This window comes from Streptomyces sp. NPDC020299 (genome assembly GCF_044387825.1).
GTDB lineage: Bacteria > Actinomycetota > Actinomycetes > Streptomycetales > Streptomycetaceae > Streptomyces.
The window spans coordinates 28274-52332 of sequence record NZ_JBIRWL010000005.1 but is presented as its reverse complement, the minus strand read 5'-3'; the positions used below and the strand labels follow the sequence as shown (position 1 = coordinate 52332).

Sequence of the window (24059 nt, the reverse complement as noted above, 5' to 3'; positions counted from 1 at the left end):
CGCTCCCGGGGTTCAGTGCACGGAGAACCCGCCGTCGACGAAGATCGCCTGGCCGGTGACATAGGCGGAGGCGCGGCTCGCCAGGAACACCGCCGCCCCCGCGAAGTCCTCGGCCAGGCCGTTGCGCCCGACCAGCGTGCGCGCGGCGAGCGCCGCGACCTTCTCGGGGTCGGAGGACAGACGTGTGTTGAGCGGTGTCATGACGAAGCCCGGCACCAGTGTGTTGCAGGTGACCCCGTACGGCGACCAGGCCTCGGCCTGCGACCGGGCCAGCGACTCGAGCGCTCCCTTGGAGACGCCGTAGGCGCCGCTCTGGACGAACGCGCGGTGCGCCTGCTGGGAGGTGATGTGGATGATCCGCCCGTGGCCGCGTTCGGCCATACCGGGTCCGAAGCGCTGTCCCAGCAGGTGGGGCGCCTCCAGGTTCACCGCCATGGTGGTGTCCCACACGTCCTCGCTCAACTCGCCCATCGGGGGCCGCAGATTGACCCCGGCCGAGTTGACGAGGATGTCGGGCTCCCCGAACGCCCCGGCCGCCTCCTCGGCCGCCGCGCGCACACCGTCGCGCGTGCCCAGATCGGCGCTCACCCAGGCCGCCCGGCCGCCTTCGGCCTCCAACTCGCCGACGGTCGCGGCCAGTTCCTTCTCCTTGCGCGCCACGACCACCACGCTCGCCCCCGCCCGCGCGAGGGCCCCGGCGATGGCCCGGCCGATGCCGGAACTCCCACCGGTCACCACGGCGACCCGGTCGTCCAGCGAGAACAGTTCGGAGAGATACGCCTTCGAGGTCATGATCGCACCCTAGGGCCTGTCGACCCTGGGGTGCGCGGCCGGGGGGACGGCCGCCGGGGCCTCGTCACGCACCCTCCTCGCGCACGGCCTCCTGTGTCCCGCGCCCGCCCTCGCGCAGCGCCCGGGCGGCCCGCTCGGCCACCGGCGCCAGTCTCGCCGCCGCGCTGTCCACGATCTCCAGGTCGGCCTTGGTGTGGGCGATCGCCGCGTCGATGAGGAGGGCCACCAGCGGGTCGTCCAGGTGGGAGCGGCGCAGGCGGGTGAGGCCGGCGAGTTCGGAGACGTACTTCTGGCGCTGTGTCGACACGAGGGTGTCCAGCGCCTCGGGGCCCAGTGCGGATGCCCCGAACAGTTTCAGGAACAGTTCGTCCCGGAAGCCGCCCGTGCGCACCCAGGCGCTCGTCGCCCACTCGCGCAGTTCCTCCTGCCCCGCCGGGGTGAGGGTGTAGCGGGTCTTGTCGGGGCGGTCCGACTGCGTCACGTGGGAGCGGGTGACGTAGCCGTCGCGGACCAGGCGGTCCAGGATCTGGTAGAGGTGGCCGATGTTGAGGCCGCCCCACTGCGGGCCGATGGCCTCTTCGAAGCGTGCCTTCAGTTCGTAGCCGTGGTCCGGCCCCTCGGTCAACAGCGCGAGCACCGCGTGGTGCAGTGGCATTTACACACCTCCTGGATTGTGACAATGTACCGCTGCATTGCCGCAATGTAAGGGTCGCACGGACGGCGGTGCGGAAAGGGTGGGAAGTACGTGGACGTGACGTTGAGGGGTGTGTCCCGCCGGTATACGGGGGTGACCGCGCTGGACGCCGTCGATCTGGAGATCGAGGACGGCTCTGCCGTCGCGCTGACCGGTCCGTCGGGCTCGGGGAAGTCCACGGTGCTGCATCTGCTCGGCGGGATGGACCGGCCGGACGAGGGCACCGTCGTGGTCGAGGGCAAGGAACTGACGGCACGTCAACTGGACGCGCACCGGCGCCGGGTGGGGTTCGTGTTCCAGCGCTTCCACCTGCTGCCCGCACTGACCGTGCTGGACAACGTGCTCGCGCCGGTGCTGCCGCGCCGGGTGGACTTCGACCGGCGGGCCCGGGCCGGAGAACTGCTGGAGGCGGTCGGCCTGGCGGAGCGTGCGAACGCCCTGCCCTCGGAACTCTCCGGCGGCCAGCAGCAACGCGTCGCGATCTGCAGGGCGTTGATCAACCGGCCGGGGCTGCTGCTCGCCGACGAGCCGACCGGCAACCTCGACAGCGCGACCGGGCGGGAGATCATCGACCTGCTGCTGTCGCTGCGCGAGCGCTACGGAATGACCATGCTGGTGGCCACGCACGACGCCGAGGTGGCCGCGAACTGCGACCGGATCATCCGGCTGGGCGACGGCAGGATCGTCGCCGACGAGCAGGTGGCACCGGCCACCGACGTCCTCGACCGGCTCGGGGGCCTGCGTCCGTGATCGCCATGATCCTCTCCCAGCTACGCCGTCGCCGCGCCCGCGCCCTCGCCCTGGCCGCCGGGATCCTCGTCGCCGCCACCAGCTTCACCCTGCTCACCTCCGCCGTGACCACCAGCCGCGCGCAGACCACCGGTCTGGTGCAGCGCAACGCCCGCTCCGCGTACGACGTGCTGGTCCGGCCGCCCGGCACCGACACGGCCGTCGAACGGCAACACGGCCTGGTACAGGCGAACTTCCTGTCCGGTGTGTTCGGCGGCATCACCCTCGACCAGTACCGGCGGATCAAGGACCTGGCCGGAGTCGAGGTGGCCGCGCCCGTCGCCAACGTCGGCTACCTCATGGTGCACGCCACGCTGCGGATGGACGTCTCCCGATTCCTGGACGGCAAGGCCCCGGCGCAACTGCTGCGCGTCAAGCCGACGCTGACGGCGGGCCTCGGCAGCTACCCGGTCGCCGACCAGTACGTCTACCTCACCCGCAACCGGATCGTCTCCCGTGACGACCTCCTGGAGGACACGGGACTGCTGGGTCTGGAGCAGGAGAAGGCGAAGCGCGGGGACTACTACGTCTGCTGGTATTACAACTATGACAAGTCGGATACGGCGCAGAGTGCGGACGGTACGACGCTGACACCGCAGGCCGAGCCGCCGTACAACCCCGCTCCGGCCTCCCCGTTCGACACCGACGCACGCTCACGCCTGAGCTGCCAGTCGGGGAAGGGGAAGGCCGTGGCCGAAGTGCCGTTCGCCTTCCCGGTGTTGCTGTCGGCCATCGATCCGGCCGCCGAGGACCGGCTCGTCGGGCTCGGTGCCGCGGTCACCTCCGGACGGATGCTCACGGCGAAGGACCGGCCGGTCTGGGGTCCTGACCCGTTCGACAAGGGCCCGGCGGCCCAGCGCCAGCACGACTACCAGGTCCCGATCATGCTCAGCAGCCACACCCTGACCCCGGGCAGGGTCAAGGCGACCGTGCAACGGCTCGACGCCGGCGACCCGTCCGCGCTGCCGGCCAAACTGGGCAGCCCCGCCGCGCACACCTTCGTCAAAGGCCTGCACGGCACCACCGTCGGCAAGGTCGCCGGCGATCTCGACCACGCCTTCCGGTCCGCGAGCTCCTCGGTCAGCTTCCAGACGGGCAACTACTGGACGGTCGGCCCGGTCGCCTACCGCGACACCGGGGACGGCCTGACCGCACGGACCCGGTCCGCGCAGTCCGCCGACGTCTGGCAGGACAACTTCGACCACCAGCCCAGGACCGACATCCCCGAGGAGAACGCGGACACCCAGTTCCGTACGGTCACCGGCCTCACCGGTACGGACTGTATGGGCAACAAGTCCTGCGGCAGCCCGGACTCGGGGCGCGCGCCCATCCCGATGCTGCGTCTGGTCGGCCGTTACGACACCGCCAAGCTGCGCGGCTTCTCCGCCCTCTCCAAGGTGCCGCTGGAGACCTACCAGTCCCCGGAGGTCACCGGCGCCGACGCGGCCTCCCGCCGCGCCCTGGGCAACCAGCCCCTGCGCCCCGACCGCAATCTGGGCGGCTATCTCGGCGCGCCGCCCACCTTGCTCACCACGCTCGACTCGGTCTCCGCGTTCACCCACAGCCGCCACAAGCCCACCGCGCAGGAGAAGGCACCGGTCAGCGCCATCCGTATCCGGGTGGCGGGCGTGACCGGGGTCGACCCGGCCTCCCGGGCCCGGGTCAACGCCGTCGCCGCGCAGATCAGCGCCGCCTACCCGAAGCTGCACGTGGAGGTCACCGTCGGCAGCTCGCCCGCACCGCAGACCGTCGCGCTGCCCTCGGGGATCCGCATCAGCGAGAACTGGGTCGCCAAGGGCGTGGCCCTGCGCATCCTGCGGGCCGTGGACACCAAGAGCGCGGCCCTGTTCGTGCTGGTGCTGGTGGTGTGCGGGCTCTTCCTCGGCCAGGCCGCGCTGGCCTCCGTACGATCCCGTCGCGCCGAGATCGGCACGCTGCGCTGTGTCGGCTGGAGCGCCCCGGAGATCCTCCGGCTGATCCTCGGCGAACTGGCGGTGATCGGACTCGGCGCGGGCGCGCTGGGCTCCCTCCTCGCCTTCGTCCTGGGCACCCTGCTGGACGTGTCCCACGCGGCACTGAAGGCGGTCCTGGTCCTGCCCGTCGCGCTGCTGCTCGCGGTGGTCGCGGGCCTGATCCCGGCCTGGCGGGCGACCCGGCTCGGGCCCCTGGACGCGGTCACGCCTGCGGTGACCGCCACCCGCCGGGCCGCCGCCGTCCGTTCGGTCGCCGGTCTCGCCGCACGCAACCTGCTGCGCGTCCGCGGCCGTACCCTCCTGGGCGCCACCGGCCTGGCGCTCGGCGTGGCCGCCTTCACCGTGCTGTTGTCCGTCACCCTCGCCTTCCGCGGCGAGGTCGCCGGTTCGCTGCTCGGCAACGCGGTCGTCGCCCGGGCGCGCACGGCCGACTACCTGAGCGCCGTACTCTCCCTGCTGCTCGGCGCGGCCGGGGCGGTGGACGTCCTGGTGCTCTCCCAGCGCGAGCGCGCCGCCGACCTGGCCGTCCTGCACGCCACCGGCTGGACGAAACGCGAACTCGCCCGCCTCACCTTCTACGAGGGCCTCGGCCTCGCCCTCCTGGGCGGCCTGGCCGGAGCCGTCGTCGGCCTGGCGGGGGTCCTCGCCCTCGGCCGGGGCGTGCTCGACGGTCGCCTTCCCGCCCTGACCGGTGCCGCGCTCCTGGCCGTCCTGGCCGGGATCGCCCTGGTCTGCGGCGCCCTGGCCGTACCGATCCGCGCACTGTCCCGCATCGCCCCGGCTCAAGCGCTGGCGGCGGAATGAGTGGACCGCCCTGCCCCGGAGTCAGTGGTAGGCGTGCACGACGGCATGGCCCTTGCCGCGGCCGATCATCCACCGGTTGACCGGAGTGGTCAGCGCGAACGCCAGGACGAGGGAGAGTGCGAGCGATACCCAGAAGAGGACATCGGTGAGCCCGGCATCCATGGCTCCGGGCACACCCACCATGACGGTGTTGTCGATCAGTTCCATCACCGCGATGGACACCGTGTCCGCGGCGAGCGCGACCTTGAGCGCCCGCCGGACGGGCAGTCCGGCACGCAGCACACCGCGCATGGTCAGCGCGTAGCCGAAGACGAAGGCCAGCGCGATCGAGACGACGACGGTGGCGGCGTTGTGCAGGCCGGCGGCGGTTCCGACGACCATGCCGAGGACTTCGCCGATGGCACACCCGGTCAGGCAGTGCAACGTCGCCTGTGCGGCCGTCCGCCAAGTGCCGTGAGAGAAGTGCCCGTGCTCGTGCTCGTGTTCGTGCGCGCTGTGGTCCATCGTGGACTCCTCATGTCGGATGAGCTCTCCACCAGGACCAACCAGATACCCCCCAGGGGTATTCCCCACCGACCCGCCGGGACGGCGAATCTCCTCGGACAACGCCATGGGTCCCGGATCACGTGATCCGGGACCCATGGACGCGCAGACGCTGCCGTCAGTGCGTGGCGGTGACGCTTCCGCCCGCCGTAAGACCGTCGGGCGTGGCGACGGCCAGCAGGTCGGCGCAGAGGTCCGCGACCGGCGTCTCGATGTGGAGACCCCCGGAGCCGCCTGCCGCGAGGCCGCCGGAGACGCGGTCCAGGTCGGCGTCGGATATCTGGGCCGTCTCCACCCGGGAGGCATGGTTCATGACGCGCTGTTCCCTTCACATAGGCACTTTTCCATGACGTAGTCCGCTCGCCCGATCCCCGACAGCGCGAGCCGTCAAGCGAGAGCCGATACCGGCGACCTGCGCCACGCGAAGGATCAAAGCACGCCCGTTCAGGGGACGGCCAGCCACGTACGAGCCGAGCGGACCCCATCGCGAATGCAACCTTCACCGGCGTGACGACCCGGTGACCGAGGACACCCACTCCTTCACAGGGCCCGCTGCGCCGCAGCACGCGCGGCCATTGCCCTCGGCACGCGGCGGCCACTCGGACGCCCGGATCCCCGGGCCGCGGCCCGGGCGTGACCACCACTCAGGGGCGGTGTGCAGATTCAACGGATTTCCCGCAACCGTGCGGCCTCACCCGGACGGATCAGTGCGGCGACACCGGGCGCCGGCCCAGCGGGCGATCTTGGCCCGGCTGCCGCAGGATGGTGCCGGTTGCCCGCCCACCTTGTTCCCCGAGGGAGCCTCGTATGGCAGTGATGACGGAGGAGCTCGTACCGGCGCTGGAGGACGCACGCCAGGCTCACGCCGCGGTCCTCGACCGGCTCCGGGCGGATGCGACGGTCACTCCGGCGGGCCCGCACCGGGAGATGCTCGAACGCCAGGCCGCCGAGGTCCAGGTCGGTGTGCAGCGCATCCAGCGTCAGGTGCGCGAGCTGCAACCGCAGGGGCTCGTGGGCACGGCGGCGAGTATGACGCGGTACGTCTCGCACGGCGCGGTGCGCACGGCGATGCTGCCGCTGAACATCGGGGCGGCGGCCGTCAGGGGCATGCTGCCCGACAGGCGCCCGGCCGACGCGCGACGGCTGCTGCGGAACGCGGAGAGCGAGTACTCGGCCGCCGCGCGGGCGCTGGCGACGTGCCGGGCCGGAGAGGTGCTCGCCGAGCAGGTGGACGACGAGACGACCGCCGCGCTGCTCGCGTCGCTGCGCCGCCAGGACGAGGAACTGCTGCTGGAACTGGAGGAGAGCCTCGCCGAGCACGCCCGTGCCGTGGCGGATTCCGCCGTCGTCTTCGGGCCGGGCGTAAGCCGCGACGGCGGTCTGGCCGACGCGGCGGTCCGGACGGTGCGGACCGCCATCGTCCAGGCCGGTGACGTGATCCAAAGTGGCGTCCGGAAGGCCAAGGACGTCGCCGAGGGTGCGGTGCGGCAGGGAAACCGGCCCAGCCCCAGTCCCGAGGAGGTCCTCGGCGCGGTGCGGAGCGAGGAGGACCTGCCGATCCACGGGTTCAGCCAGCTGAGCACGGATCAGATCCATCGGCGGCTGGGCACGCTGTCCCAGTCGGACCTGACGCTGATCGAAGCGTACGAGCGTACGCACGCCCGCCGGAAGGGAGTCCTGGACGCCATCGAGCAGCTGCGCGGCGAGCAGCCATGAAATACGCGCACCGCCGGCGCCGGGAGGTCGTGTCCGCCGCCGAGGAACGCATGCGTGGCTGACGCGGACGGCCGATGTCAACGGCTTACTACTCGCCGGTACCCCGCCATGGATCAGGCGGGCACCCTGAGGTAGGGTCTCCCCTCCGGCCCTCAACCATTCACCTGTGACGGGCCGTTGCGGGGAGCGTCGGAGGGCTGCAAGCACGATGGAATCGCACCTGGTCGACGGGGGACCGACAAAGCTCGGTGGCGCACGCCTGGAGGACCTCGACCCGCAGCCGTTGCTGACACGCGACTACGAGACGCGCCCCGCCCTGGTGTACGAGCGGCTGCGCGAGCGGCACGGGCCGGTCGCGCCCGTCGATCTGCTGGGCGTGCCGGCGTGGCTGGTGCTCGGCTACCGCGAGTCGCTCCAGGTGCTGCAGGACGACCCGGCCTGGCCGAAGGGGCTGGAGAACTGGCGGGCCCGCACGGAGGGCCGGGTGCCCGCGGACTGGCCGTTGGCCCCTTCCCTGGAGGTCAACCACGTCCTCATCCAGGGCGGTTCCGGCTACCGCACGCTGCGCACGGCGTGGGACGCGGCCCTGCGGCCCTTCCAGGACCCGCGCCGGCCGCAGGCCAAGCGGCTCCGCGCGGCCGTCACGTCCTACGCCGACGAGCTCATCACCCTGCTCGGACAGGGCGGCGGCACCGGCCACGCCGACCTGTCGGCACAGTTCTCGCGGCCCCTGCCGCTGATGGCGGCGAGTCATCTCCTCGGCTTCCCCGGCGCCCAGGGCGATGACGCCCTGATGGACATGTGGCGGGTCCTGGACGCCGGCCCGGACGCGGAACCCGCCCTCGGGCGGCTCCTGGAGACGCTCGCCGAACTCGCGGCCGCCAAGATCCGCGAGCCCGGCGACGACTTCCCCTCCCTCCTGCTGGCCGCCCACCCCGACCTGTCCGTCGACGAACTGGCCCGCGAGCTGTTCATGCTGCTCGGCATGACCTCCGACCACGTCGGGATCCTCATCTCCAACACCGTCGTCGAGGTGATCTCCGGCGAGGTCGACGGCGGCGTACGGACGGTGCTGTCCGCCGGGATGGTGCGGGAGACGATGAACCGGGTGGTCATGCGCAAGCCGCCGCTGGTCAACTTCGTGCCGAGGTTCGCGGCCCAGGACACCCGGCTCGGCGCGTACACCATCCGCGCCGGTGACCCGGTGTGGGTCTCCTCCTCCGCCGCGCACGCCGACCCGCTCTTCGCCGGTCAGATGACCCCGGGCTCCACGATCAGCAGCCGGGCGCACCTGTCCTGGGGCGCGGGCCCACGCCAGTGCCCGGCCCGGGAGCTGGCCTCCACGATCGCCGCGGCGGCCGTGAGCCGTCTGATCGAGCGCTTCGCCCACCTGGAGCTCGCCCTCCCCGTCGACCAACTCCCCTGGCGGTCCTCCCCGTTCATGCGCGGCCTGCGGTCCCTGCCCGTACGGTACGAACTCGCCGCCCCCGCGGTGTTCCCCGCGTCGCGGACACCGGAGCCGGAGGCTGTCGAGGACACCGAGGACACCGAGGCGCTCGCCCCGGACCAGGCCGCCAAGCGGCGGTCGTCACTGTGGCGGTACCTGACCGGACTGATCCGCACGGGCGGCTGACGAACAGGATGACCGATCAGTACGAGGGCGCGCTCACGTGGTTGTCGTGGAACGCGGCCGCCCCGGGCAGTGTGCTGCTTCGGCTCCTGAAACACGGCGACCGGTCCATCAGAAGGTACGTCGCCCAGCGCGGGAACCTGCCGCCGGAGGTGGTCGAGGCGATCCTGGCCGACCCCGACCCTGACCTGCGAATGGATTTCGCCGAGAGCTGGAACGCCGATCCCGCCCAGCGCGCCCGGCTCGTCGACGACCCGCTCTGGAAGGTCGGCTTTCTGATCGCCACAGGCCCTTTGACGTACCGGACCGGGGTGGAAGCGATGCCCGACTGGGCGTACGAGCGGCTGCTCGCGCATCCGGACGAACGTGTCCGCCATGAGGCCGCGGTCTCGCCCACCATGCCCGCTCACGTCCTGGCCGGCTTGGCGGACCATGCGGACCGCGTGTTCCGCCGGGCGTCCTGCCGCGCATGGGACCAGCTCCCCGAGTCCGCGCGACAGGCGCTGCTCCGGGACGAGGACCCGGAGGTACGGCAGGCTGCCGCACTGCGCGTATGCCACGAGGACGCGGATTGGACCGCATGGCTCGTGGAGAGCCTCGGCGACTCCTGGCTGCTGGCCGACGTGCTGCGAACCGGGCGGCTCGGCCGGGACCTCGCCGAGCGTCTCGTCGCCGCGGACGAACACCCGTCGGCCGTCGCCGCCAACCCCGGCCTTCCTGTGGACCTGGTCCGGCGGCTGGCCGTCCACCCGGATCCGCACGTACGGCTGGTGGTCTCCGCACGGGCGGAACTGACCGAACGGGAACGCGCGGCCATCGACTACACCGTGGCGCCCGAAGCGCGCCTGAGCCCCCTGGAATGGGTGTGGGGCGCCCGCGAGGACGCCGGCCTCCTGCGGCGGTGCGCGACCTCGGCACACCCCTGGCTGCGGCGCAGCGCCGCCGTGTGTCCCGGCCTGCCGCCGGACATGGTCGAACTGCTGGCGCGCGACGAGGACTTCGCCGTACGGCTGCTGCTGTGCGAGTTCCATCCCGAACCGCCGCCGGAGCTACTGCTCGACCTGTATCTCAACGGCGAGCACCGTGCCGTGAAGATGCTCGTCACCAACCCTCGGTTTCCCACGGCGGGGCTGGCGGCCCGCTTCGCCGGCTCTGCCGATCCCGAACGTCGCCGGCTCGTGCTGCGTGATCCCGCGCTGACTCCGGAGTTCCTGGACCGGCTCAGCCGTGAGCCGGAGATGAAAGAATCGGCCGCCCGGGATCCGCGGCTCCCCCTGGCGCGACTGCGAGAACTGCTGGCCGGTCCGGACCCGTTCGGTGCCGCCGCCGGCAATCCCGCCCTCCCCGCCGAGGACATGCACCGGCTCCTCGACAGGGCGGGCGTGCCCGCGTAGGCAGGCCGTCATTCCGCGCCCAGGAGGCGCTGCTCGGCCTCGGGGGTGACCGGTGCGAAGAAGTTGACCAGGTTGCCGTCGGGGTCCCGGAACAGCAGGGAACGGTTGCCCCAGGGCTGGGTCGTGGGCTCGTTCACGAACTCGACGGCGAGCGGGCGGAGCCTGTCGTACTCGCGGTCCACGTCGTCGACGAGGAACTCGATGATCACGCTCTCGTTGGCGGCCGGTCGCGGCGCCCGCGCGCCGAGCGGCCGTACCGTGCGGACGCTCGCGAGAGCGAGGGTCCCGGCGGGGGTGCGGAACTCGGCGAAGTCGTCGGTGAAGCGCTTCGCGGTCCGGCCCGTCACCCTCTCGTAGAACTCGATCATGCGGTCGACGTTGTCGGTGATGATGCGGATCGAAGCGAACTGCATGGCGGACTCCTCGGGCTGCTTCGCGTGGGTGTGTCAGGGCGCTGTGCCGCGCCCTGTGGAGACCGTAGGACGGATACAGGACAGGATCCGCCCGGTATCCGGGAGAGACTTGGCCGCATGAGTCGTCCCACCGCACGTGTGCTCGCTCTCCTCGAGATTCTTCAGGCGGGAGGCGTCCATACGGTCGCCCACCTCGCCGGGCGGCTGGGCGTGGACGCGCGCACGGTCCGCCGCTACGTCGATCACCTGATCGACCTCGATGTACCCGTCGAGTCGGTACGCGGACGCTACGGCGGCTACCGGCTGGCACGCGGGTACCGGATGCCCCCACTGATGCTCACGGAGGACGAGGCGCTGGCCACCGTGCTCGGACTGATCACCGTGCACCGGGCGGGACCGGCCCCGACGCCGGACGCCGCCGCCGGCACCGCCGTCGCGAAGCTGCGCCGCGTGCTGCCCGAACCGCTGGGCCGACGGCTGGACGCGCTGCTGGCCACGACCAGCTTCACGGCGACCGCCGGCCGCGGCGCCGAGGGCCCGGGCGGGCGCGTCCTGCTCACGCTCGCCGAAGCCTCCGCCGACCGGCACCCGGTGTCGATGGAGTACCGCAGCCGTGACGGCAGGGTCAGCCGCCGGGTCGTCCACCCGTACGGTCTCGTGGCCCACTCGGGCCGCTGGTACGTCACCGGCGCGGATACCGAGTCCGGAGACGTACGGACCTTCCGGGTGGACCGGGCGCGTCACCTGCGCGTGCTGCCGGGCTCCTTCGACCGGCCCGAGAACTTCGATGCCGCCTCGCACACGCTGGCCGCGCTCGCCGGGACCCCGTGGACCCACGACGTCGAGATTCTCGTGCAGGGCACGATGGAGCACATCAGGTCGGCATTCCCCGAAGGCATCGCGCTCGTCGACGAGGCCGACGAGGCCGACGAGACGTGGTTCCGGGTCCGGCTCCGCGCCGAGCGGCTGGACTGGATCCCGCCCCTGATCGCCGGGCTCGACTGCCCGTTCGTGGTGCGAAGGCCTGCCGAACTACGCACCCTGGTGCAAGAGTTGGCGCAACGATTCGCCCGGTTCGCCGCTCAGCGGGACTGAGCCGTGGCCTGTACGGCAGGGATCAGGTCCGCGACTCGTTCCAGCTGGTCGCGCTGGGCGCGCAGGCCCACGGCGCCGAGGCGGGCGACGATGTGCCGGGCGCCGGCGGCGACGTACCGTCGTAGACCCTCACGTACCTGCTCGGCCGTGCCGGTGACGACGGCCTGGATCCTTTCCAGCTCCACCAGGGGCATGCCGTATGTGGCCCGCGCGTACTCGTCCAGTGCCCGGCGGCCGCTCTCCACGTCGTCGTCGATCCGCACCGACACGAACAGCGCGGGGGTGATGTCCTCGGCCGCGCGTCCGGCGTCGGCCGCCGCCGTGCGGATGTCGCGGAGGCCGGAGGCGTAGTCGGCGGGGTCGGGCGGGTAGGGCAGCCATCCGTCGTACAGCCGGCCGGTCCGGGCCAGCGCGGCAGGGGTCGCGCCGCCGAGCCAGATGGGCGGGCCGCCGGTCCGGTAGGGCCGGGTCGCGGGTGGAAGGTCGTCGAAACGGAGGATCTCGCCGTGGAAGGAGCCGGCGCCTTCCCACAGGGCCCGCCACAGGGCGACGGTCTCGTCCAGGCGGGCGAAGCGCCGCTCCCAGGGCAGCTCGGACAGGGTGTAGAGAGGCCGTCCGAAGCGGCCGGGGAAGCCGGCGCCGACGGTCACGGTGAGCCGGCCGGCGGACAACAGGTCGATCGACGCCAGTGACTGCGCGGCCTGGACCGGCCGGCGCAGGAACGGCATCAGCGCGGCCGTTCCCAGGGTCACGGCCCCGGTCGCCGGGGCGAGCGCGGCCAGCATCGTGAGCGCTTCGATGCGCGGGCTGATCAGTGAGTCGTTGACGAAGAGGGAGGAGAAGCCCAGCCGTTCGGCCCGGCGGCCGAGTTCGACGAGCGTGCGGGGGTCGTCGGCCGCACCCCACTGGGCGGTTCCGGTCGGAAGCAGTACACCGATGTCCATGCCGCCGATGTTCATCACCACCGCGGCCGGCGACAATTCCCCGGGAGGAATGGCCCGGAGCACGCCCGGACCGTTACAACAGGGCCGTGGACTTCCCTCGTGCGCTTCGCGAACGCCGTACCGGCCGTCATCTCAGCCAGCTCGACCTGGCGCTGCGGGCGGGCACCACCCAGCGGCATCTCAGCTTCATCGAATCCGGCAGGTCCGCCCCCGGTCGCAACATGGTCGTGCGTCTGGCCGAGTCGCTGGAACTGCCGTTGCGGGAGCGCAACGAACTGCTGCTGGCCGCCGGGTTCGCGCCCGCCTACCCCGAGAGCTCACTCGACGACCCGGTGCTGGCACCCGTACGCACGGCGATCGACAACATCCTGCGCGGGCATCTGCCGTATCCGGCGCTGGTGGTGGACCGGGGCGGTGATCTGATCGCGGCGAACACCGCGTTCGACGTGATCACCGAGGGTGCGGCCCCCGAGCTGCTGGGCCCGGGCACGAACGTCTACCGCCTCGCGCTGCACCCCAACGGCGTGGCTCCCCGCATCCACAACCTCGCCGAATGGGCGCGCCACATCCTGGCACGTCTCGGCCACCTGGCCGAGTTGCGCGCCGAACTCACCTCGTACGTTCCCGAGTTGGAGCCGTCCGCCGGGCATCTCGGTTTCGCGGTTCCGCTGCGTCTGCGGTCCTCGTACGGTGAGCTGCGTCTGATGACGACGGTGACGACCTTCGCCACCGCCGTCGACGTCACTCTCGCGGAGCTGAAGCTGGAGGCGTTCCTGCCGGCCGACCCGGCGACGGCCGAGGCTCTCACCGCGGCCGCCGGGCCACCAGCCTCGGGCGCCGGGGGTCAGGCGCCGGGGAACATGTAGTCGGTCTTGATCCGCCCGGTCTCGTCGAGCACGAGGATCTCCGAGCCGCCGCCCGCCACGGCGCCGGTTTCGGCGGACACGGCCTCCCAGCCGAACCTGACCATGCCGTGGAGGCGTACCGCGTCGCCGCACGCCCGGAACGTGAACCCCGCCTTCTCGACGAAACGCTCGTGGCTTCGTGCCACCCGGGTCTCGATGGCATCGTACCCCTGGGCCTCCAGCGTCGTGTGGCCGAAGCCGAGTTCCGCGGCGATCCGCCGCATCTCCTCGGGCGGCTGGAGGATGTGGGCGCCGTCCTCGGCCCACAGCCGCTCGATGGCCGCGCGGCGTTCGGTGGCCTCCGGGAGGTTCCACTGTGCGATGTAGCGGTCGGCCACGTCCTGCGGGTCGATGTCGATCACGTGCATCTCCTTGCCGATCAGATCACTTGGGAACAGATCCTGCGGCGCACGAGGGAGACCGACAATTCCCCGCGGGGAATGGGGCCCGGCAGCGCTCAGGTGGCGGGCAGCCCCCAGCGGGGCGCCTCTCCGATCGGGGGCACGGGCTCGATGGCCAGGTCGGGCCGGTCGCCCTTGGCCGTGATGAGCGCGGACTCGCCCCTGCGCAGGGTCACTTGGACCGTGCCGTCGCCGGCGTCGGTGTGTCGCAGGGGGCGGCCCTGCCCGTCCCGGATGTCGACCGGTCGGGTGATTCCATGCCGTACGACACAGGGCGCGCCCGCCTCGCTGACCAGTCGTACCCAGCGGGTGGCGCCGCCCCGGCGGACCGCGCTCAGCAGGAAGGCTCCCTGCGTACGGAAGTGATGCACGGTCAGGTCCGGCCAGGCGGCGGGCAGGGCGGGGAAGACCCTGATGACCCCGCCCCAGGACTGGCAGATCATGTCGTGCAGGGACTGGGCCGCCGACAGGGGTGTCTCGATGACCGGGCCCGACTCCTTGTACATGGTGTTGGGCTGGATGAAGCGGGCCATCAGTTCACCGAGGTACTTCAGCGCGTCCTCGCCCTTGCCGAGCAGCGCCGACATCGAGGCGGCGCCCGTGAAGGTGTAGCCCTGGAGAGCGCCCTCGAAGCCGACCCAGTGCGCCAGCGACTTCTCGATGAGGGCGCGTTCGCCGGGGGTGCGGCCGGTCACCTCGTACAGCGGGTACACGGCGAGCAGATGCGAGTAGTGGCGGTGGGACTTCGCGAAGGGGATGTCCGCGCCGATCATGAAGCCGTTCTCGTCCGTCGGGTACGGCACGCGCTTGGCCAGTACCTCGCGCCAGCGCGGCGCCAGCGGGTCGTCGACGCCGAGGAGTTCGGCCGCTTCGAGGAGGGTGCGGCAGCCCCAGGTGAGGAGCATCAGGTCGTAGTTGCAGTCGCGTGAGTCGCCGCCGTACTCCGGGGAGAAGGTGGCGGGCAGGTGCAGGTGGCCGTCCGGGCCGGGCTCGAGGAAGTGCAGGTAGTAGTTGACCGCCTTGCGCAGCAGGGGGAAGAGGACGTACCGGAGGATCGTCTGGTCCATGGTGTGGCGGTGGCTGAGCCAGACGTTGTGCAGCGCCCAGGTGAGGTTGCCGACTTCGGGGGTCGGCGGGTCCTGGCCGGGGATGCCGACGCCGTAGCCGGTGAGGGGGTCGGCCGCGCCGTTGACCAGGTGGGGGTCGGTGGTGCGGGGGATGCCGAGCGAGTCGGCGCGGTACGGCTGCGGGACCTCCTTGGCGAGGTTGTCCCGGAACTCGCTCAACGACCGGGTGATCGCGTCGAGTTCGAGGTGGTTGGAGCCGTGGACGAGCCAGTACTCCAGTTGGGCGTTGAGGTTCCACCAGGTGTTGGGCCACGGGGTGGGTTCCAGCCAGGGGCCGCTCGTCGCCATCACGGGGGCGTCGCGGCGGGCGGCGGAGGCCGCCTTGTACAGCTGGATCCAGTAGAAGCGCTGGATACGGGCGTCGGGCAGGGACAGGAAGCTCTTGCGGTAGTAGGCGTGCCACCAGTCGCGGTGGGTCGCCGCCAGGGCGGAGTAGGAGAGCCGGGCGGTGCCGCGGATCGTCTTCAGGGCCCGGTCCAGAGCCGTGGCCCGCGGGTAGGAGTGCGCGACGTGGACGTACAGCGTCCGCGTGCGGCCCCTGGTCCGCTCCCGCCACGCGGTGACATGCTGTCCGCCCGCCAGCAGCGGCTGCACGGCGGCGGTCACACCGTCGTGGTCGGCCACCTCGGCGGGCGGGTTGCCCCGGTAGCCGTCCGGCAGCGGCTTGAAGGCGGCCCGCGGGCTGATCGCGTCCGCCGGGTGGAACACCCAGCAAAAGCCGCGCTCGCCCTCGCTGGGCGTCACCTCCACGGCCAGGACGGAGCGGTCGTTGTGGACCAGGGCGCGCAGGGCCAGCGTGCCCCGGTCGGTGGTGAGGGTGCCGGTCAGCTCGGCGTCGTGCAGCGACAGCCGCCAGTCGAGGCCGGTGATCGTGCCCACCGGCTCCAGGGTGAAGTACCCGATCGGGAGCCGGGCCAGACCGAAGAGGGAGCCGAACTCGGGGCGGTGGTCCTGCACTTCGGAGTGCTGGACGTTGAAGCGCACGGCGCTCGACGCGGCGCCCGGTCCGGCCTCAGGGTCGGCGTCCGGCTCGGCGTAGATCCCCGAGCCGAGGAAGCCGTTGCCGAGGAACGGACCCTCGTACCAGGTCGTCGGCATCCGCTGCCAGACCAGGTCGGCGTCGTCGAGGACGGTGCGCCAGGGGTCGGAGGGCTTCGCGGCTTCGCCGGGACGGTCCGCCGCCGTCGCCGTCGCGGGCAGGCCGGGGGTGAACAGTGCGCCGCCGACGGCGGATCCGGTGGCGAGGACGGTACGTCTGGACGGGCTGGGCACGGTACCTCCGGCGGCTCGAGTAATACATCGGAGCTATCCCAGAAGAAAACGTAGAGAAGTGGCGGGGGTGCGTCAATATGCCGGGATAGCTCGGATGTGTGCGGAGTGTGTGTCAGATCTGCCTCTTCGGGCACATCGCTCTGCCTCACTGTCCGGTGACGCCCGTTCAGCAGCCGGATAGCGTCCGCCTGTGCACAGCAGGCCCCACCCGCATGCCCCTTCGGAGGGCACGCCACGCCCCCGCCGCCGGGGCCCCGGTCCGTTCACGCTGATGGTGTTGCCGGCGCTGGTCGCGGCCTCGGGTGTCGCCGGATTTCTGATTCTGACGGGCGGTCTCGCCCCGGACGGCGCGGATGACGCGGCGTCCCGGCCGGACGGCGCGAGCGGTGTGAACGCGGCGTACGGGCCCTGGCTGCGCAAGGCCGCCGGAGGGTGCGCGGTCCTCACTCCGTCGGTCCTCGCCGCCCAGATCGACCAGCTCTCCGGCTGGCGGAACGACCCGAAGGAGCAGGGCAAGGCCGGTATCGCCGATTTCACGGAGACCGACTGGCGGCGGTGGGGCAAGGACGAGGACGGCAACGGGCGTTCCTCGCCCCTGGACGAGCCGGACGCCATCATGGCCCTGGGCAGGCAGGACTGTTCCCTCGCCACGAAGGTGACCGAGTTGCGGACCGACGGGACCGTCTCGGGGGACCTGGTCGACCTGACCCTGGCCGCCTACGCGGTGGGAGAGGACGCCGTGGCGACGGCGGGGCGCGTGCCCGCGGCGGCGCGCACCTATCTCAGCGAGGTGAGGACCCGCTTCGCGCGCTACGCGAGCTTCGACCACGAGGACACGGGCGACGGCGCCGAGCAGCCGGCGAGCGCCGTTCTCAGCGCGCCCGTGAGCACACTCACGGTCACCTCGCCCTTCGGCTCGCGCAAGCACCCCCTCACCGGAGTGACCAAACTCCACACCGGCGTCGACTTCGGTGCGCCGCAGGGCGCCCAGGTGTCCGCCGCGCGACAGGGGCGGGTCGTGTTCGCCGCCCTCACCAAGGCGTACGGCAACCGCATCGTCATCGACCACGGCACCATCGGCGGCAAACGCCTCCAGACCACCTACAGCCACCTCTCCGCCCTCCAGGTCACCGCGGGCCAGACCGTGCGGACGGGCGCCCCGATCGGCCGGGTCGGCTCCACAGGCCTGTCCACCGGCCCGCACCTGCATTTCGAGGTCGTCTACGGCGGCTACTACACCGATCCGCAGCCGTGGCTCGCTACGAGCCGCTGAAACGGCACGGGCACCGCGCCGGCCCGCCGTGGCGTGGATGCCGCGGCCGCGCGCAGGGGGCGCTCGGCGGGTTGAGTCGTCGGGTGCGCCCGGACGTCGAGGACGACGGGCAGGGCGCGCACCGTCCCCTCGGGGGCCTCCCCGGGCGGGAACTCGCACAGCAGACGGGCGCTCTCGCCCCCATGCCCCGTGGACGCAGGTCGATCGCCGTGATCGGGTGGCTCCGCCGTCCGCATCGCCGAGCAGTCCTCGCACGACGCCAGCAGCAGGTCCGCGCCGACGGCCGCCGCGCGGAGTCCGGAGGACCGGACGACGGGCTCCGCCGTCGCGGAGGTGCCGGAACGTTCCGGCAACCGTAGGTTCGGTGGCTGACGCGTGCAGTGACCCCTCCGCTCACGCCTTCCGGCCCCACAGAAATCACAAAGCATGAGCAGAGTGATTGACGCGCACATGGCCACGCCCTACCTTCTGATCGCCTCACCGAACCACGTTCGGTATATCGACACTGATCGATCACTGGAGTACGTATGAGCCGCCCCCTCCCCAGCCGTCGACTCGTCCTGCGCACGGCCGCCGCCGCTCCCCTGGCCATGACCGGCGCGCTGACCCTGGGCACCGGCACCGCCCGGGCCGCCGACTCGGCGTACGTCATGGGCTACTTCACCGAGTCCCCGAACGGCACCGGCACCGACTACGGCCTCCACCTCGCCGTCAGCCAGGACTCGCTGAACTGGATGCCGCTCAACCAGAACAACCCCGTGGTCACCCCCACCGAGGGCGCGCTCGGGCTGCGCGACCCGTTCATCCTGCGCAAACAGGACGGCACCTTCGTGGTCCTCGCCACCGACCTCAAGGGCACCGACTGGAGCTACGTCAGCCAGTACGTGCATGTGTGGAACTCGACCGACCTGCGTACCTTCACCGGCTACCACCGGCTGAAGCTGCACGACATGAACACGCACTGCTGGGCTCCGGAGGCGTTCTGGGACGCCGGCCGCGGCCAGTACGCGCTCATCTACTCCGCGGTCAACAGCAGCGGCCACAACGTCATCATGGTCAACTACACGACCGACTTCGTCACCGTCTCTTCCCCCCAGGTCTTCTTCGACCCCGGCTACGACGTCATCGACGGCGACATGGCCGTCGGTGCGGGCGGCGTCAACTACCTCTACTTCAAGAAGGACCAGACCCTCGTCGGCGCCCGCTCCACCTCGCTGGACCCGGGCAGCTTCTCCGTCTTCAGCACCCCGGCCGCCCACGGCGGCACCGAGGCTCCGACCCTCGTCAAGTCCCTGACGGCCAGCACCTATTACCTGTGGGGCGACACCTACACCCCGAACGGCGTCTTCTACGCCTGGCAGTCCACCGACCTCTCGGCGGGCACCTGGACGGCGCTGGACCAGAAGACGTACACCCAGCCGGTCAACTCCAAGCACTGCGGCATCACCACGATCACCGCCACCCAGTACGACAACCTCGTCGCCAAGTGGGGCGCTCCCGCCTGGAACCGCCTCAAGTCCTACAACTTCCCGGCGCGTTACGTCCGCCACTCCAACTTCGCCGGCCGCATCGACGAGTACCCCTTCGACCCGTACACCGACTCACAGTGGAAGCTCGTCCCCGGCCTCGCGGACGGCTCCGGTGTCTCCTTCCAGTCGGTCAACTACCCGACCCGCTATCTGCGGCACTACAACTACCAACTGCAACTCGACGTGAACGACGGCACGTCGACGTTCGCGGCGGACGCCACCTTCTACCGGACGGCGGGCCTGGCCGACGCGAGCTGGTCGTCCTTCCGCTCCTACAACAACCCGACCCGCTACATCCGCCACTACGACTACGCCCTGCGCATCGACCCGGTCTCCACGGCCACCGAGCAGCAGGACGCGACCTTCCGCGTGGGCTACTGACCCACGTCGTACGGCTTCTGCCATACGGAGACGTGCGCCCGGCTGTCCGCCGTGAACGGGGCCTCGTTCCAGTCGGCCCACCGTTCGCGGAGTTCGAGGTCCGCGAGCCGGGCCATCAGGTCCAGCTCGGAGGGCCACACGAAGCGGTGGCGGGAGCGGACGGCCTCGGCCCGGCCGTCGGTGAGGCGGAAGTGGTGGGAGACCAGACGCTGGTTCACCAGGTCGTAGGTGTCGAAGCCGACGTGGTTCTCGCCGATGTGGAACGGCCGGGCGCTCTCCCCCGGCGGCAGCCGTTGCAGGTCGGGCACGCCGACCTCGATGACGAACCGGCCGCCGGGACGCAGGTGACGGGCGGCATTGCGGAAGCAGGCGACCTGCTCGTCCTGGGTGAGCAGGTTGCTGATGGTGTTGTAGACCAGGTAGACGAGGCTGAACTCGCCCGGCACCCGCACCCGGGCCATGTCCCCCGGTGTCACCGGCAAGCCGTCCCCGCCGGGCTTACGGCGCAGCTCCCGCACCATGGGCTCCGACAACTCGACTCCGCTGACGGCCACGCCCCGCTCCCGCAGCGGCAGGGCGACCCGCCCCGTACCGACCGCGAACTCCAGCACCGGCCCGTCCTCCGCGCGGCGCGCCAGGAACTCGACCGCGGGCTCCAGCACCTTGGGCGCGAACATGTACGCGGACGATTCGTCGTACGTCCGGGCCACCTGCTCGGTCCACACATCCTGCTCCATGACGCCCCAGGCTGGCACGCCGACTCGCCTCCGTGCCAACGGATTACGAGACCGGGCACTCACCGGCCGTGCAGGGCCGCCGACGCCGCGTCGAGGTCGGCGGCGCGCGGGCGGTTGTGGGGCAGCTCGGCGAGGACGCGGGCCATGCCGCAGGTGTCGGTGAGCGCGGAGAACACGAGGCCGCCCGCGACACCCGCCGAGAGGATCAGGAAGGCCGGGTGGAGCAGGCCGAGGACCAGGCCCAGGAGTACCAGCGTGCCGGCCGTGCAGCGCACCTGGCGCTCCATGCTCCAGCCGGCCCGTGCGGCGCGGGACGCGGGGCGGTTGAGGTCGTGGCCCCCGGCCGCCCAGGCTCCGGTGCCACCGGCGAGGGTGGTACTCCGTACGCCCTGCTCGGCCAGCAGTTCGCAGGCCTTCTGGGAACGCGCGCCGGAGGCGCAGACGACGAGGACCTCGCCGTGCCCGGCGGCGTGGCGGATACCGGGGAGTGCGCGCCTGATGTGGTCGAGGGGGATGTTCAGGGCGCCGGGCAGGTGGCCGGAGGCGTACTCGCCGGGGGTGCGCACGTCGATGACGGTGAACTCGTGCAGCCGGGTGCGGGCCTCGTCCGTGGTGAGGGCGCAGGGCGTGACGGGAGCGGTCATGGCAGGTGTGATCCTTCGTGGTGGTGATCCCGGTGGTCGACGCCGTCCCGAAAAGGGACGTACAGTACCCCCAGGGGTATATTTCGAGGAGTGGTCGTGGAGCTGGATCTCGCGGGAGCCGAACTCAAGTCCGTGCTGAACCGGCTGCGCCGTGCGCAGGGTCAGATCTCGGGCGTGATCCGGATGATCGAGGAAGGCCGTGACTGCGAGGACGTGATCACGCAGCTGGCCGCCGCGTCCCGCGCCCTCGACCGGGCCGGCTTCGCGATCATCGCGACCGGTCTGCAGCAGTGCGTGGCCGACATCGAGTCCGGCCGTAAGAACGGCGAGGACGCCGAGCAGATGCGCGCCCGCATGGAGAAACTGTTCCTGTCGCTGGCGTGAGGCACCGCCCACGCGCGTCCGGGGGTCGTGCGCATCAGACGGCCACCGCGTCGATCAGCATGAAGGCGGCCACGGCCAGCAGCACCAAGGCGAAGATCCGCTGCAGCGCGGGCCCGGAGACCCTCGTGGCCAGGCGTTTCCCGTCCCAGGCGCCGAGGATCGCCGCCCCGGCGAACGGGCCGATGACCGCCCAGTCCGGCCCGTCGGCCGTCCCGGCGCGCAGCGCGAGAGCGGCCAGTGAGTTGACGGTGATGACCAGCAGGCTGGTGCCCACCGCCGCCCGCATCCGCAGGCCGACCACGCCCACCAGGGCCGGTACGGCGAGGAAGCCGCCGCCGACGCCGAGCACTCCGGTGACGGCGCCCAGGCCCGCGCCGGCCGCCGCCGCCCTCCCGGGCCGTACCGGGCGGTGCGATTCCGGTGCCGGGCGCCGGCGCAGCATCCGGATCGCGGCCCCGGCCGCCACCACGGCGAAGGCTGCGGTCAGCACCGTGTTCGGCAGCCTCCCGGCGGCCGCGCCGCCCAGCATCGCCGGCACGGTGCCCGCCGCCGCGAACAGCAGTCCCGTGCCCCAGCGGACACCGCCCTCGCGCGCGTGCCCGGCCAGCGCGGTGGCCGATGTGACGCTCACGATGACCAGGCTCGCGGTGGTGGCCGCGACCGGGGTGAAGCCGAGCAGATAGATCAGGGCGGGCACGGCCAGAACACTGCCGCCGCCCCCGAGCGCCCCCAGCGCCAGACCGATGACGGCCCCGGCCGCCAGGGCGAGTATCAGAGCACTCACGAGACCGTGCCGTCCCCACCCCGAGCGCCGACGACGGGCAGTCCGGCCCGGACCCGGTCCCGCATGCCGCCGATCATGTCCACGGCCGTGAAACCCCGGGTGACGAGCAGCTCGGCGGCCTGGCGGGAGCGGTTGCCGGAGCGGCAGACGACCACGAGGGCCCGTCCCCGCGCCTCGGGCGGCAGCGGCACTCCGGCCGCCAGGGCGGACAGCGGCACATGGACCGCCCCGGGTGCGTGCCCCGCCCGCCACTCGTCCGCCTCGCGGCAGTCGAGCAGCATGGCGAAGCCGGCACCGTCGGCGGCCGGGGCCGCGCCCCCGGGGTGGTGACCGGTGCGCTCGGCCGCCTCGCGCGCGGTGACCCGGAGCGGGTCACGGTGGGACGAGGTCATCGGCACGTCTCGCTCTCCGCGCACCCCGGACCCGTCGCGCCTTCGCGTACGACCAGCCCGGCCTGCTCGGCGGCGTCGAAGGAGTCGTCGACGGCGACGACGGCACGGCCCGCCGCGTCCAGCAGTGACGCGGCGACGGCGGCGCGCATCCCGCCGGCACAGTGCACCCACACCTCGCCGTCTGGGATCTCGCCGATCCGCGGGCGCAGGTGGTGCAGCGGGATGTGGACCGATCCGGCGATGAACCCGCCGGCCCGTTCCACGTCGCGGCGGACGTCCAGCACGACCACCCCGTGATCCGGGCGGCGGCCGGCGAGCTCGGCGAAGGTGGCCCGCGGGAAGGAGCTCAGCCGCTCCCCCGTGCGCACCCAGGCCGACGGCGCGCTCGTGGCCGCGGCGGCGGGCCGGTCGATGCCGACGCGTGCCAGCTCGCGCTGGGCGGCGGCGAGCTGCCCGGCCGACTCGGCGAGCAGCGTCACCGGCCTACCCCACGGGATCAACCAGGCGAGATACGTGGCGAGTTGGCCCTCTCCCTCGAAGTTGAGGGAGCCCGCGACATGCCCCTGGGCGAACGCGACCCGGTTGCGCAGGTCGACCACCCATTCGCCCGCGGCGAGCCGGTCGGCGATCTCGCCGGCGTCGGCCGGGGCGGGCGGCGTCAGGTCGAGCGGGGCGGGTCCGGCGGCGTTGGCGGGGCTCATGTGCGCGTAGTAGGCGGGGATGTCGTCGAGCCCGGCCAGCAGAGCGGTGACGAAGGCGTCCACGTCCTGGGTGAGCGCGTCGTTGCCCGCCTTCTCCTTGCCGATCGTCGTGGCGCCGCCCGCGTCCGGGCCGGAGGCGCAGAAGCTGCCGAAGCCGTGAGTGGGCAACACCTCCGTGTCGTCGGGGAGTTCGGCGGCCAGCCGGCGGGCGGAGGCGTGCTGGGCGCGGGCCAGCCGCTCGGTCAGCCGCGGCTCGACCAGGTCGGGGCGGCCCACCGTGCCGATCAGCAGCGAGCCCCCGGTGAACACCGCGACGGCCGTCCCGTCGTGCTCCAGGACGTAGGCGGTGTGGTGCGGGGTGTGGCCCGGGGTGGCCATCGCCCGCAGGGCCAGCCCGGAGCCGGGGTCGACGGCCGTGGTGTCCCCGTCGTGCACGGGTGTCCGCTCGAAGGAGACCCGGGCCGCGGCCGGGACGAGGTAGGCGGCACCGGTGACGCGGGCCAGTTCCGGACCGCCGGTGACGTAGTCGTTGTGGAGGTGCGTCTCGACGACATGCGCTATCCGCACGCCGCGCCTTGCCGCCGCCGCGATCACCCGGTCGATGTCCCGGGGTGGATCGACGACCACCGCCGTTCGCTCGCCGCCGGCGAGGTAGCCGCGATTCCCGATCCCTGTCGTCTCGATGGTGTCGATGAAGTACACCTGGCGCTCCCTTCAGCGTGAAATTACCCCCCGGGGTATC

Annotated in this window: 24 protein-coding genes; 10 read left to right on the top strand and 14 right to left on the bottom strand. The window is 72.0% G+C overall.

What is annotated here, in order from left to right; genetic code table 11:
* Window positions 1–12: 12 nt before the first annotated feature.
* Both ACH45E_RS14615 and ACH45E_RS14610 read right to left on the bottom strand, forming a co-directional pair.
* Window positions 13–792: an SDR family oxidoreductase gene (locus ACH45E_RS14615; RefSeq protein ID WP_361439023.1), complete on the bottom strand. Its 780-nt coding sequence runs from the start codon at window positions 790–792 to the stop codon at window positions 13–15.
* A gap of 64 nt (window positions 793–856) precedes the next feature.
* Complete coding sequence (locus ACH45E_RS14610) at window positions 857–1447, bottom strand: PadR family transcriptional regulator (RefSeq protein ID WP_361439025.1); 591 nt, start codon at window positions 1445–1447, stop codon at window positions 857–859.
* Between the two features lie 111 nt (window positions 1448–1558).
* Here ACH45E_RS14610 and ACH45E_RS14605 point away from each other — a divergent pair, with 111 nt between their 5' ends.
* Together ACH45E_RS14605 and ACH45E_RS14600 are read left to right on the top strand one after the other, a co-directional pair.
* The gene (locus ACH45E_RS14605) at window positions 1559–2236 is read left to right on the top strand and encodes an ABC transporter ATP-binding protein (protein ID WP_361439027.1); all 678 of its coding nucleotides are present in this window, start codon (window positions 1559–1561) and stop codon (window positions 2234–2236) included.
* 5 nt (window positions 2237–2241) lie between these two features.
* A complete protein-coding gene (locus ACH45E_RS14600) occupies window positions 2242–5052 on the top strand; it encodes an ABC transporter permease (RefSeq protein ID WP_361439163.1) in 2811 nt (936 codons plus the stop codon).
* Between the two features lie 21 nt (window positions 5053–5073).
* Here ACH45E_RS14600 and ACH45E_RS14595 read toward each other — a convergent pair whose 3' ends face one another.
* Together ACH45E_RS14595 and ACH45E_RS14590 are read right to left on the bottom strand one after the other, a co-directional pair.
* Window positions 5074–5556: a DUF4396 domain-containing protein gene (locus ACH45E_RS14595; RefSeq protein WP_361439029.1), complete on the bottom strand. Its 483-nt coding sequence runs from the start codon at window positions 5554–5556 to the stop codon at window positions 5074–5076.
* Window positions 5557–5713: 157 nt separating this feature from the next.
* Complete coding sequence (locus ACH45E_RS14590) at window positions 5714–5908, bottom strand: hypothetical protein (RefSeq protein ID WP_361439031.1); 195 nt, start codon at window positions 5906–5908, stop codon at window positions 5714–5716.
* A 494-nt stretch (window positions 5909–6402) separates the two neighbouring features.
* Between ACH45E_RS14590 and ACH45E_RS14585 the strand changes: the two genes are divergently transcribed.
* From ACH45E_RS14585 to ACH45E_RS14575, 3 genes are all read left to right on the top strand, one after another.
* Entirely contained in the window at window positions 6403–7311 is a 909-nt protein-coding gene (locus ACH45E_RS14585) for a hypothetical protein (RefSeq protein ID WP_361439033.1), read from the top strand.
* 208 nt (window positions 7312–7519) lie between these two features.
* Window positions 7520–8944 carry a cytochrome P450 gene (locus tag ACH45E_RS14580; protein ID WP_361439035.1) on the top strand — a complete coding sequence of 475 codons (1425 nt, stop codon included), beginning with the start codon at window positions 7520–7522 and terminating at the stop codon, window positions 8942–8944.
* Between the two features lie 8 nt (window positions 8945–8952).
* Window positions 8953–10335: a hypothetical protein gene (locus tag ACH45E_RS14575; RefSeq protein WP_361439037.1), complete on the top strand. Its 1383-nt coding sequence runs from the start codon at window positions 8953–8955 to the stop codon at window positions 10333–10335.
* 8 nt (window positions 10336–10343) lie between these two features.
* Here ACH45E_RS14575 and ACH45E_RS14570 read toward each other — a convergent pair whose 3' ends face one another.
* A complete protein-coding gene (locus ACH45E_RS14570) occupies window positions 10344–10748 on the bottom strand; it encodes a VOC family protein (RefSeq protein ID WP_361439039.1) in 405 nt (134 codons plus the stop codon).
* A 117-nt stretch (window positions 10749–10865) separates the two neighbouring features.
* Here ACH45E_RS14570 and ACH45E_RS14565 point away from each other — a divergent pair, with 117 nt between their 5' ends.
* Window positions 10866–11843, top strand: coding sequence for a YafY family protein (locus ACH45E_RS14565; RefSeq protein ID WP_361439041.1), 978 nt, complete (start codon window positions 10866–10868; stop codon window positions 11841–11843).
* On the opposite strand, the gene ACH45E_RS14560 is transcribed toward ACH45E_RS14565, so the two are convergent.
* Entirely contained in the window at window positions 11831–12787 is a 957-nt protein-coding gene (locus tag ACH45E_RS14560) for an LLM class flavin-dependent oxidoreductase (protein ID WP_361439043.1), read from the bottom strand. The genes ACH45E_RS14565 and ACH45E_RS14560 overlap by 13 nt on opposite strands.
* Window positions 12788–12873: 86 nt before the next feature.
* Between ACH45E_RS14560 and ACH45E_RS14555 the strand changes: the two genes are divergently transcribed.
* The gene (locus ACH45E_RS14555) at window positions 12874–13653 is read left to right on the top strand and encodes a helix-turn-helix transcriptional regulator (RefSeq protein ID WP_361439045.1); all 780 of its coding nucleotides are present in this window, start codon (window positions 12874–12876) and stop codon (window positions 13651–13653) included.
* On the opposite strand, the gene ACH45E_RS14550 is transcribed toward ACH45E_RS14555, so the two are convergent.
* The gene (locus ACH45E_RS14550; protein ID WP_361439047.1) at window positions 13632–14060 is read right to left on the bottom strand and encodes a hypothetical protein; all 429 of its coding nucleotides are present in this window, start codon (window positions 14058–14060) and stop codon (window positions 13632–13634) included. The two genes, ACH45E_RS14555 and ACH45E_RS14550, sit on opposite strands and share 22 nt — an antisense overlap.
* Window positions 14061–14149: 89 nt before the next feature.
* On the bottom strand, window positions 14150–16492 hold the full coding sequence (locus ACH45E_RS14545) for a glycosyl hydrolase family 95 catalytic domain-containing protein (RefSeq protein WP_361439049.1): 2343 nt from the start codon (window positions 16490–16492) through the stop codon (window positions 14150–14152).
* A 271-nt stretch (window positions 16493–16763) separates the two neighbouring features.
* Between ACH45E_RS14545 and ACH45E_RS14540 the strand changes: the two genes are divergently transcribed.
* On the top strand, window positions 16764–17765 hold the full coding sequence (locus ACH45E_RS14540) for a M23 family metallopeptidase (protein WP_399040716.1): 1002 nt from the start codon (window positions 16764–16766) through the stop codon (window positions 17763–17765).
* Here the strand turns inward: ACH45E_RS14540 and ACH45E_RS14535 are convergent.
* A complete protein-coding gene (locus ACH45E_RS14535; protein ID WP_361439053.1) occupies window positions 17726–18118 on the bottom strand; it encodes a hypothetical protein in 393 nt (130 codons plus the stop codon). The genes ACH45E_RS14540 and ACH45E_RS14535 overlap by 40 nt on opposite strands.
* 174 nt (window positions 18119–18292) lie before the next feature.
* Between ACH45E_RS14535 and ACH45E_RS14530 the strand changes: the two genes are divergently transcribed.
* Window positions 18293–19675, top strand: a complete 1383-nt coding sequence (locus ACH45E_RS14530) for a glycoside hydrolase family 43 protein (RefSeq protein ID WP_361439055.1) — start codon at window positions 18293–18295, stop codon at window positions 19673–19675.
* On the opposite strand, the gene ACH45E_RS14525 is transcribed toward ACH45E_RS14530, so the two are convergent.
* On the bottom strand, window positions 19669–20412 hold the full coding sequence (locus ACH45E_RS14525) for a class I SAM-dependent methyltransferase (protein ID WP_361439057.1): 744 nt from the start codon (window positions 20410–20412) through the stop codon (window positions 19669–19671). The two genes, ACH45E_RS14530 and ACH45E_RS14525, sit on opposite strands and share 7 nt — an antisense overlap.
* A gap of 59 nt (window positions 20413–20471) precedes the next feature.
* Entirely contained in the window at window positions 20472–21056 is a 585-nt protein-coding gene (locus tag ACH45E_RS14520) for a rhodanese-like domain-containing protein (protein WP_361439059.1), read from the bottom strand.
* A 96-nt stretch (window positions 21057–21152) separates the two neighbouring features.
* Here ACH45E_RS14520 and ACH45E_RS14515 point away from each other — a divergent pair, with 96 nt between their 5' ends.
* Window positions 21153–21440, top strand: a complete 288-nt coding sequence (locus tag ACH45E_RS14515) for a metal-sensitive transcriptional regulator (protein ID WP_361439061.1) — start codon at window positions 21153–21155, stop codon at window positions 21438–21440.
* 34 nt (window positions 21441–21474) lie between these two features.
* Here ACH45E_RS14515 and ACH45E_RS14510 read toward each other — a convergent pair whose 3' ends face one another.
* The 3 genes from ACH45E_RS14510 to ACH45E_RS14500 are packed head-to-tail and all read right to left on the bottom strand — an operon-like array spanning window position 21475 to window position 24019.
* On the bottom strand, window positions 21475–22224 hold the full coding sequence (locus ACH45E_RS14510; protein WP_361439063.1) for a sulfite exporter TauE/SafE family protein: 750 nt from the start codon (window positions 22222–22224) through the stop codon (window positions 21475–21477).
* Window positions 22221–22616, bottom strand: coding sequence for a rhodanese-like domain-containing protein (locus tag ACH45E_RS14505; RefSeq protein ID WP_361439165.1), 396 nt, complete (start codon window positions 22614–22616; stop codon window positions 22221–22223). Before ACH45E_RS14505 ends, ACH45E_RS14510 begins: the two co-directional genes overlap by 4 nt.
* Window positions 22613–24019: an MBL fold metallo-hydrolase gene (locus ACH45E_RS14500; RefSeq protein WP_361439064.1), complete on the bottom strand. Its 1407-nt coding sequence runs from the start codon at window positions 24017–24019 to the stop codon at window positions 22613–22615. The genes ACH45E_RS14505 and ACH45E_RS14500 overlap by 4 nt, the downstream gene beginning before the upstream one ends.
* Window positions 24020–24059 lie beyond the last annotated feature (40 nt).

Coding starts and splice junctions, on each gene's coding strand:
- ACH45E_RS14615 (WP_361439023.1), bottom strand. CDS start 792: ATGACCTCGAAGGCGTATCTCTCCGAACTGTTCTCGCTGGACGACCGG.
- ACH45E_RS14610 (WP_361439025.1), bottom strand. CDS start 1,447: ATGCCACTGCACCACGCGGTGCTCGCGCTGTTGACCGAGGGGCCGGAC.
- ACH45E_RS14600 (WP_361439163.1), top strand. CDS start 2,242: ATGATCCTCTCCCAGCTACGCCGTCGCCGCGCCCGCGCCCTCGCCCTG.
- ACH45E_RS14595 (WP_361439029.1), bottom strand. CDS start 5,556: ATGGACCACAGCGCGCACGAACACGAGCACGAGCACGGGCACTTCTCT.
- ACH45E_RS14590 (WP_361439031.1), bottom strand. CDS start 5,908: ATGAACCATGCCTCCCGGGTGGAGACGGCCCAGATATCCGACGCCGAC.
- ACH45E_RS14585 (WP_361439033.1), top strand. CDS start 6,403: ATGGCAGTGATGACGGAGGAGCTCGTACCGGCGCTGGAGGACGCACGC.
- ACH45E_RS14580 (WP_361439035.1), top strand. CDS start 7,520: ATGGAATCGCACCTGGTCGACGGGGGACCGACAAAGCTCGGTGGCGCA.
- ACH45E_RS14575 (WP_361439037.1), top strand. CDS start 8,953: ATGACCGATCAGTACGAGGGCGCGCTCACGTGGTTGTCGTGGAACGCG.
- ACH45E_RS14570 (WP_361439039.1), bottom strand. CDS start 10,748: ATGCAGTTCGCTTCGATCCGCATCATCACCGACAACGTCGACCGCATG.
- ACH45E_RS14565 (WP_361439041.1), top strand. CDS start 10,866: ATGAGTCGTCCCACCGCACGTGTGCTCGCTCTCCTCGAGATTCTTCAG.
- ACH45E_RS14560 (WP_361439043.1), bottom strand. CDS start 12,787: ATGGACATCGGTGTACTGCTTCCGACCGGAACCGCCCAGTGGGGTGCG.
- ACH45E_RS14550 (WP_361439047.1), bottom strand. CDS start 14,060: ATGCACGTGATCGACATCGACCCGCAGGACGTGGCCGACCGCTACATC.
- ACH45E_RS14540 (WP_399040716.1), top strand. CDS start 16,764: ATGGTGTTGCCGGCGCTGGTCGCGGCCTCGGGTGTCGCCGGATTTCTG.
- ACH45E_RS14530 (WP_361439055.1), top strand. CDS start 18,293: ATGAGCCGCCCCCTCCCCAGCCGTCGACTCGTCCTGCGCACGGCCGCC.
- ACH45E_RS14525 (WP_361439057.1), bottom strand. CDS start 20,412: ATGGAGCAGGATGTGTGGACCGAGCAGGTGGCCCGGACGTACGACGAA.
- ACH45E_RS14520 (WP_361439059.1), bottom strand. CDS start 21,056: ATGACCGCTCCCGTCACGCCCTGCGCCCTCACCACGGACGAGGCCCGC.
- ACH45E_RS14505 (WP_361439165.1), bottom strand. CDS start 22,616: ATGACCTCGTCCCACCGTGACCCGCTCCGGGTCACCGCGCGCGAGGCG.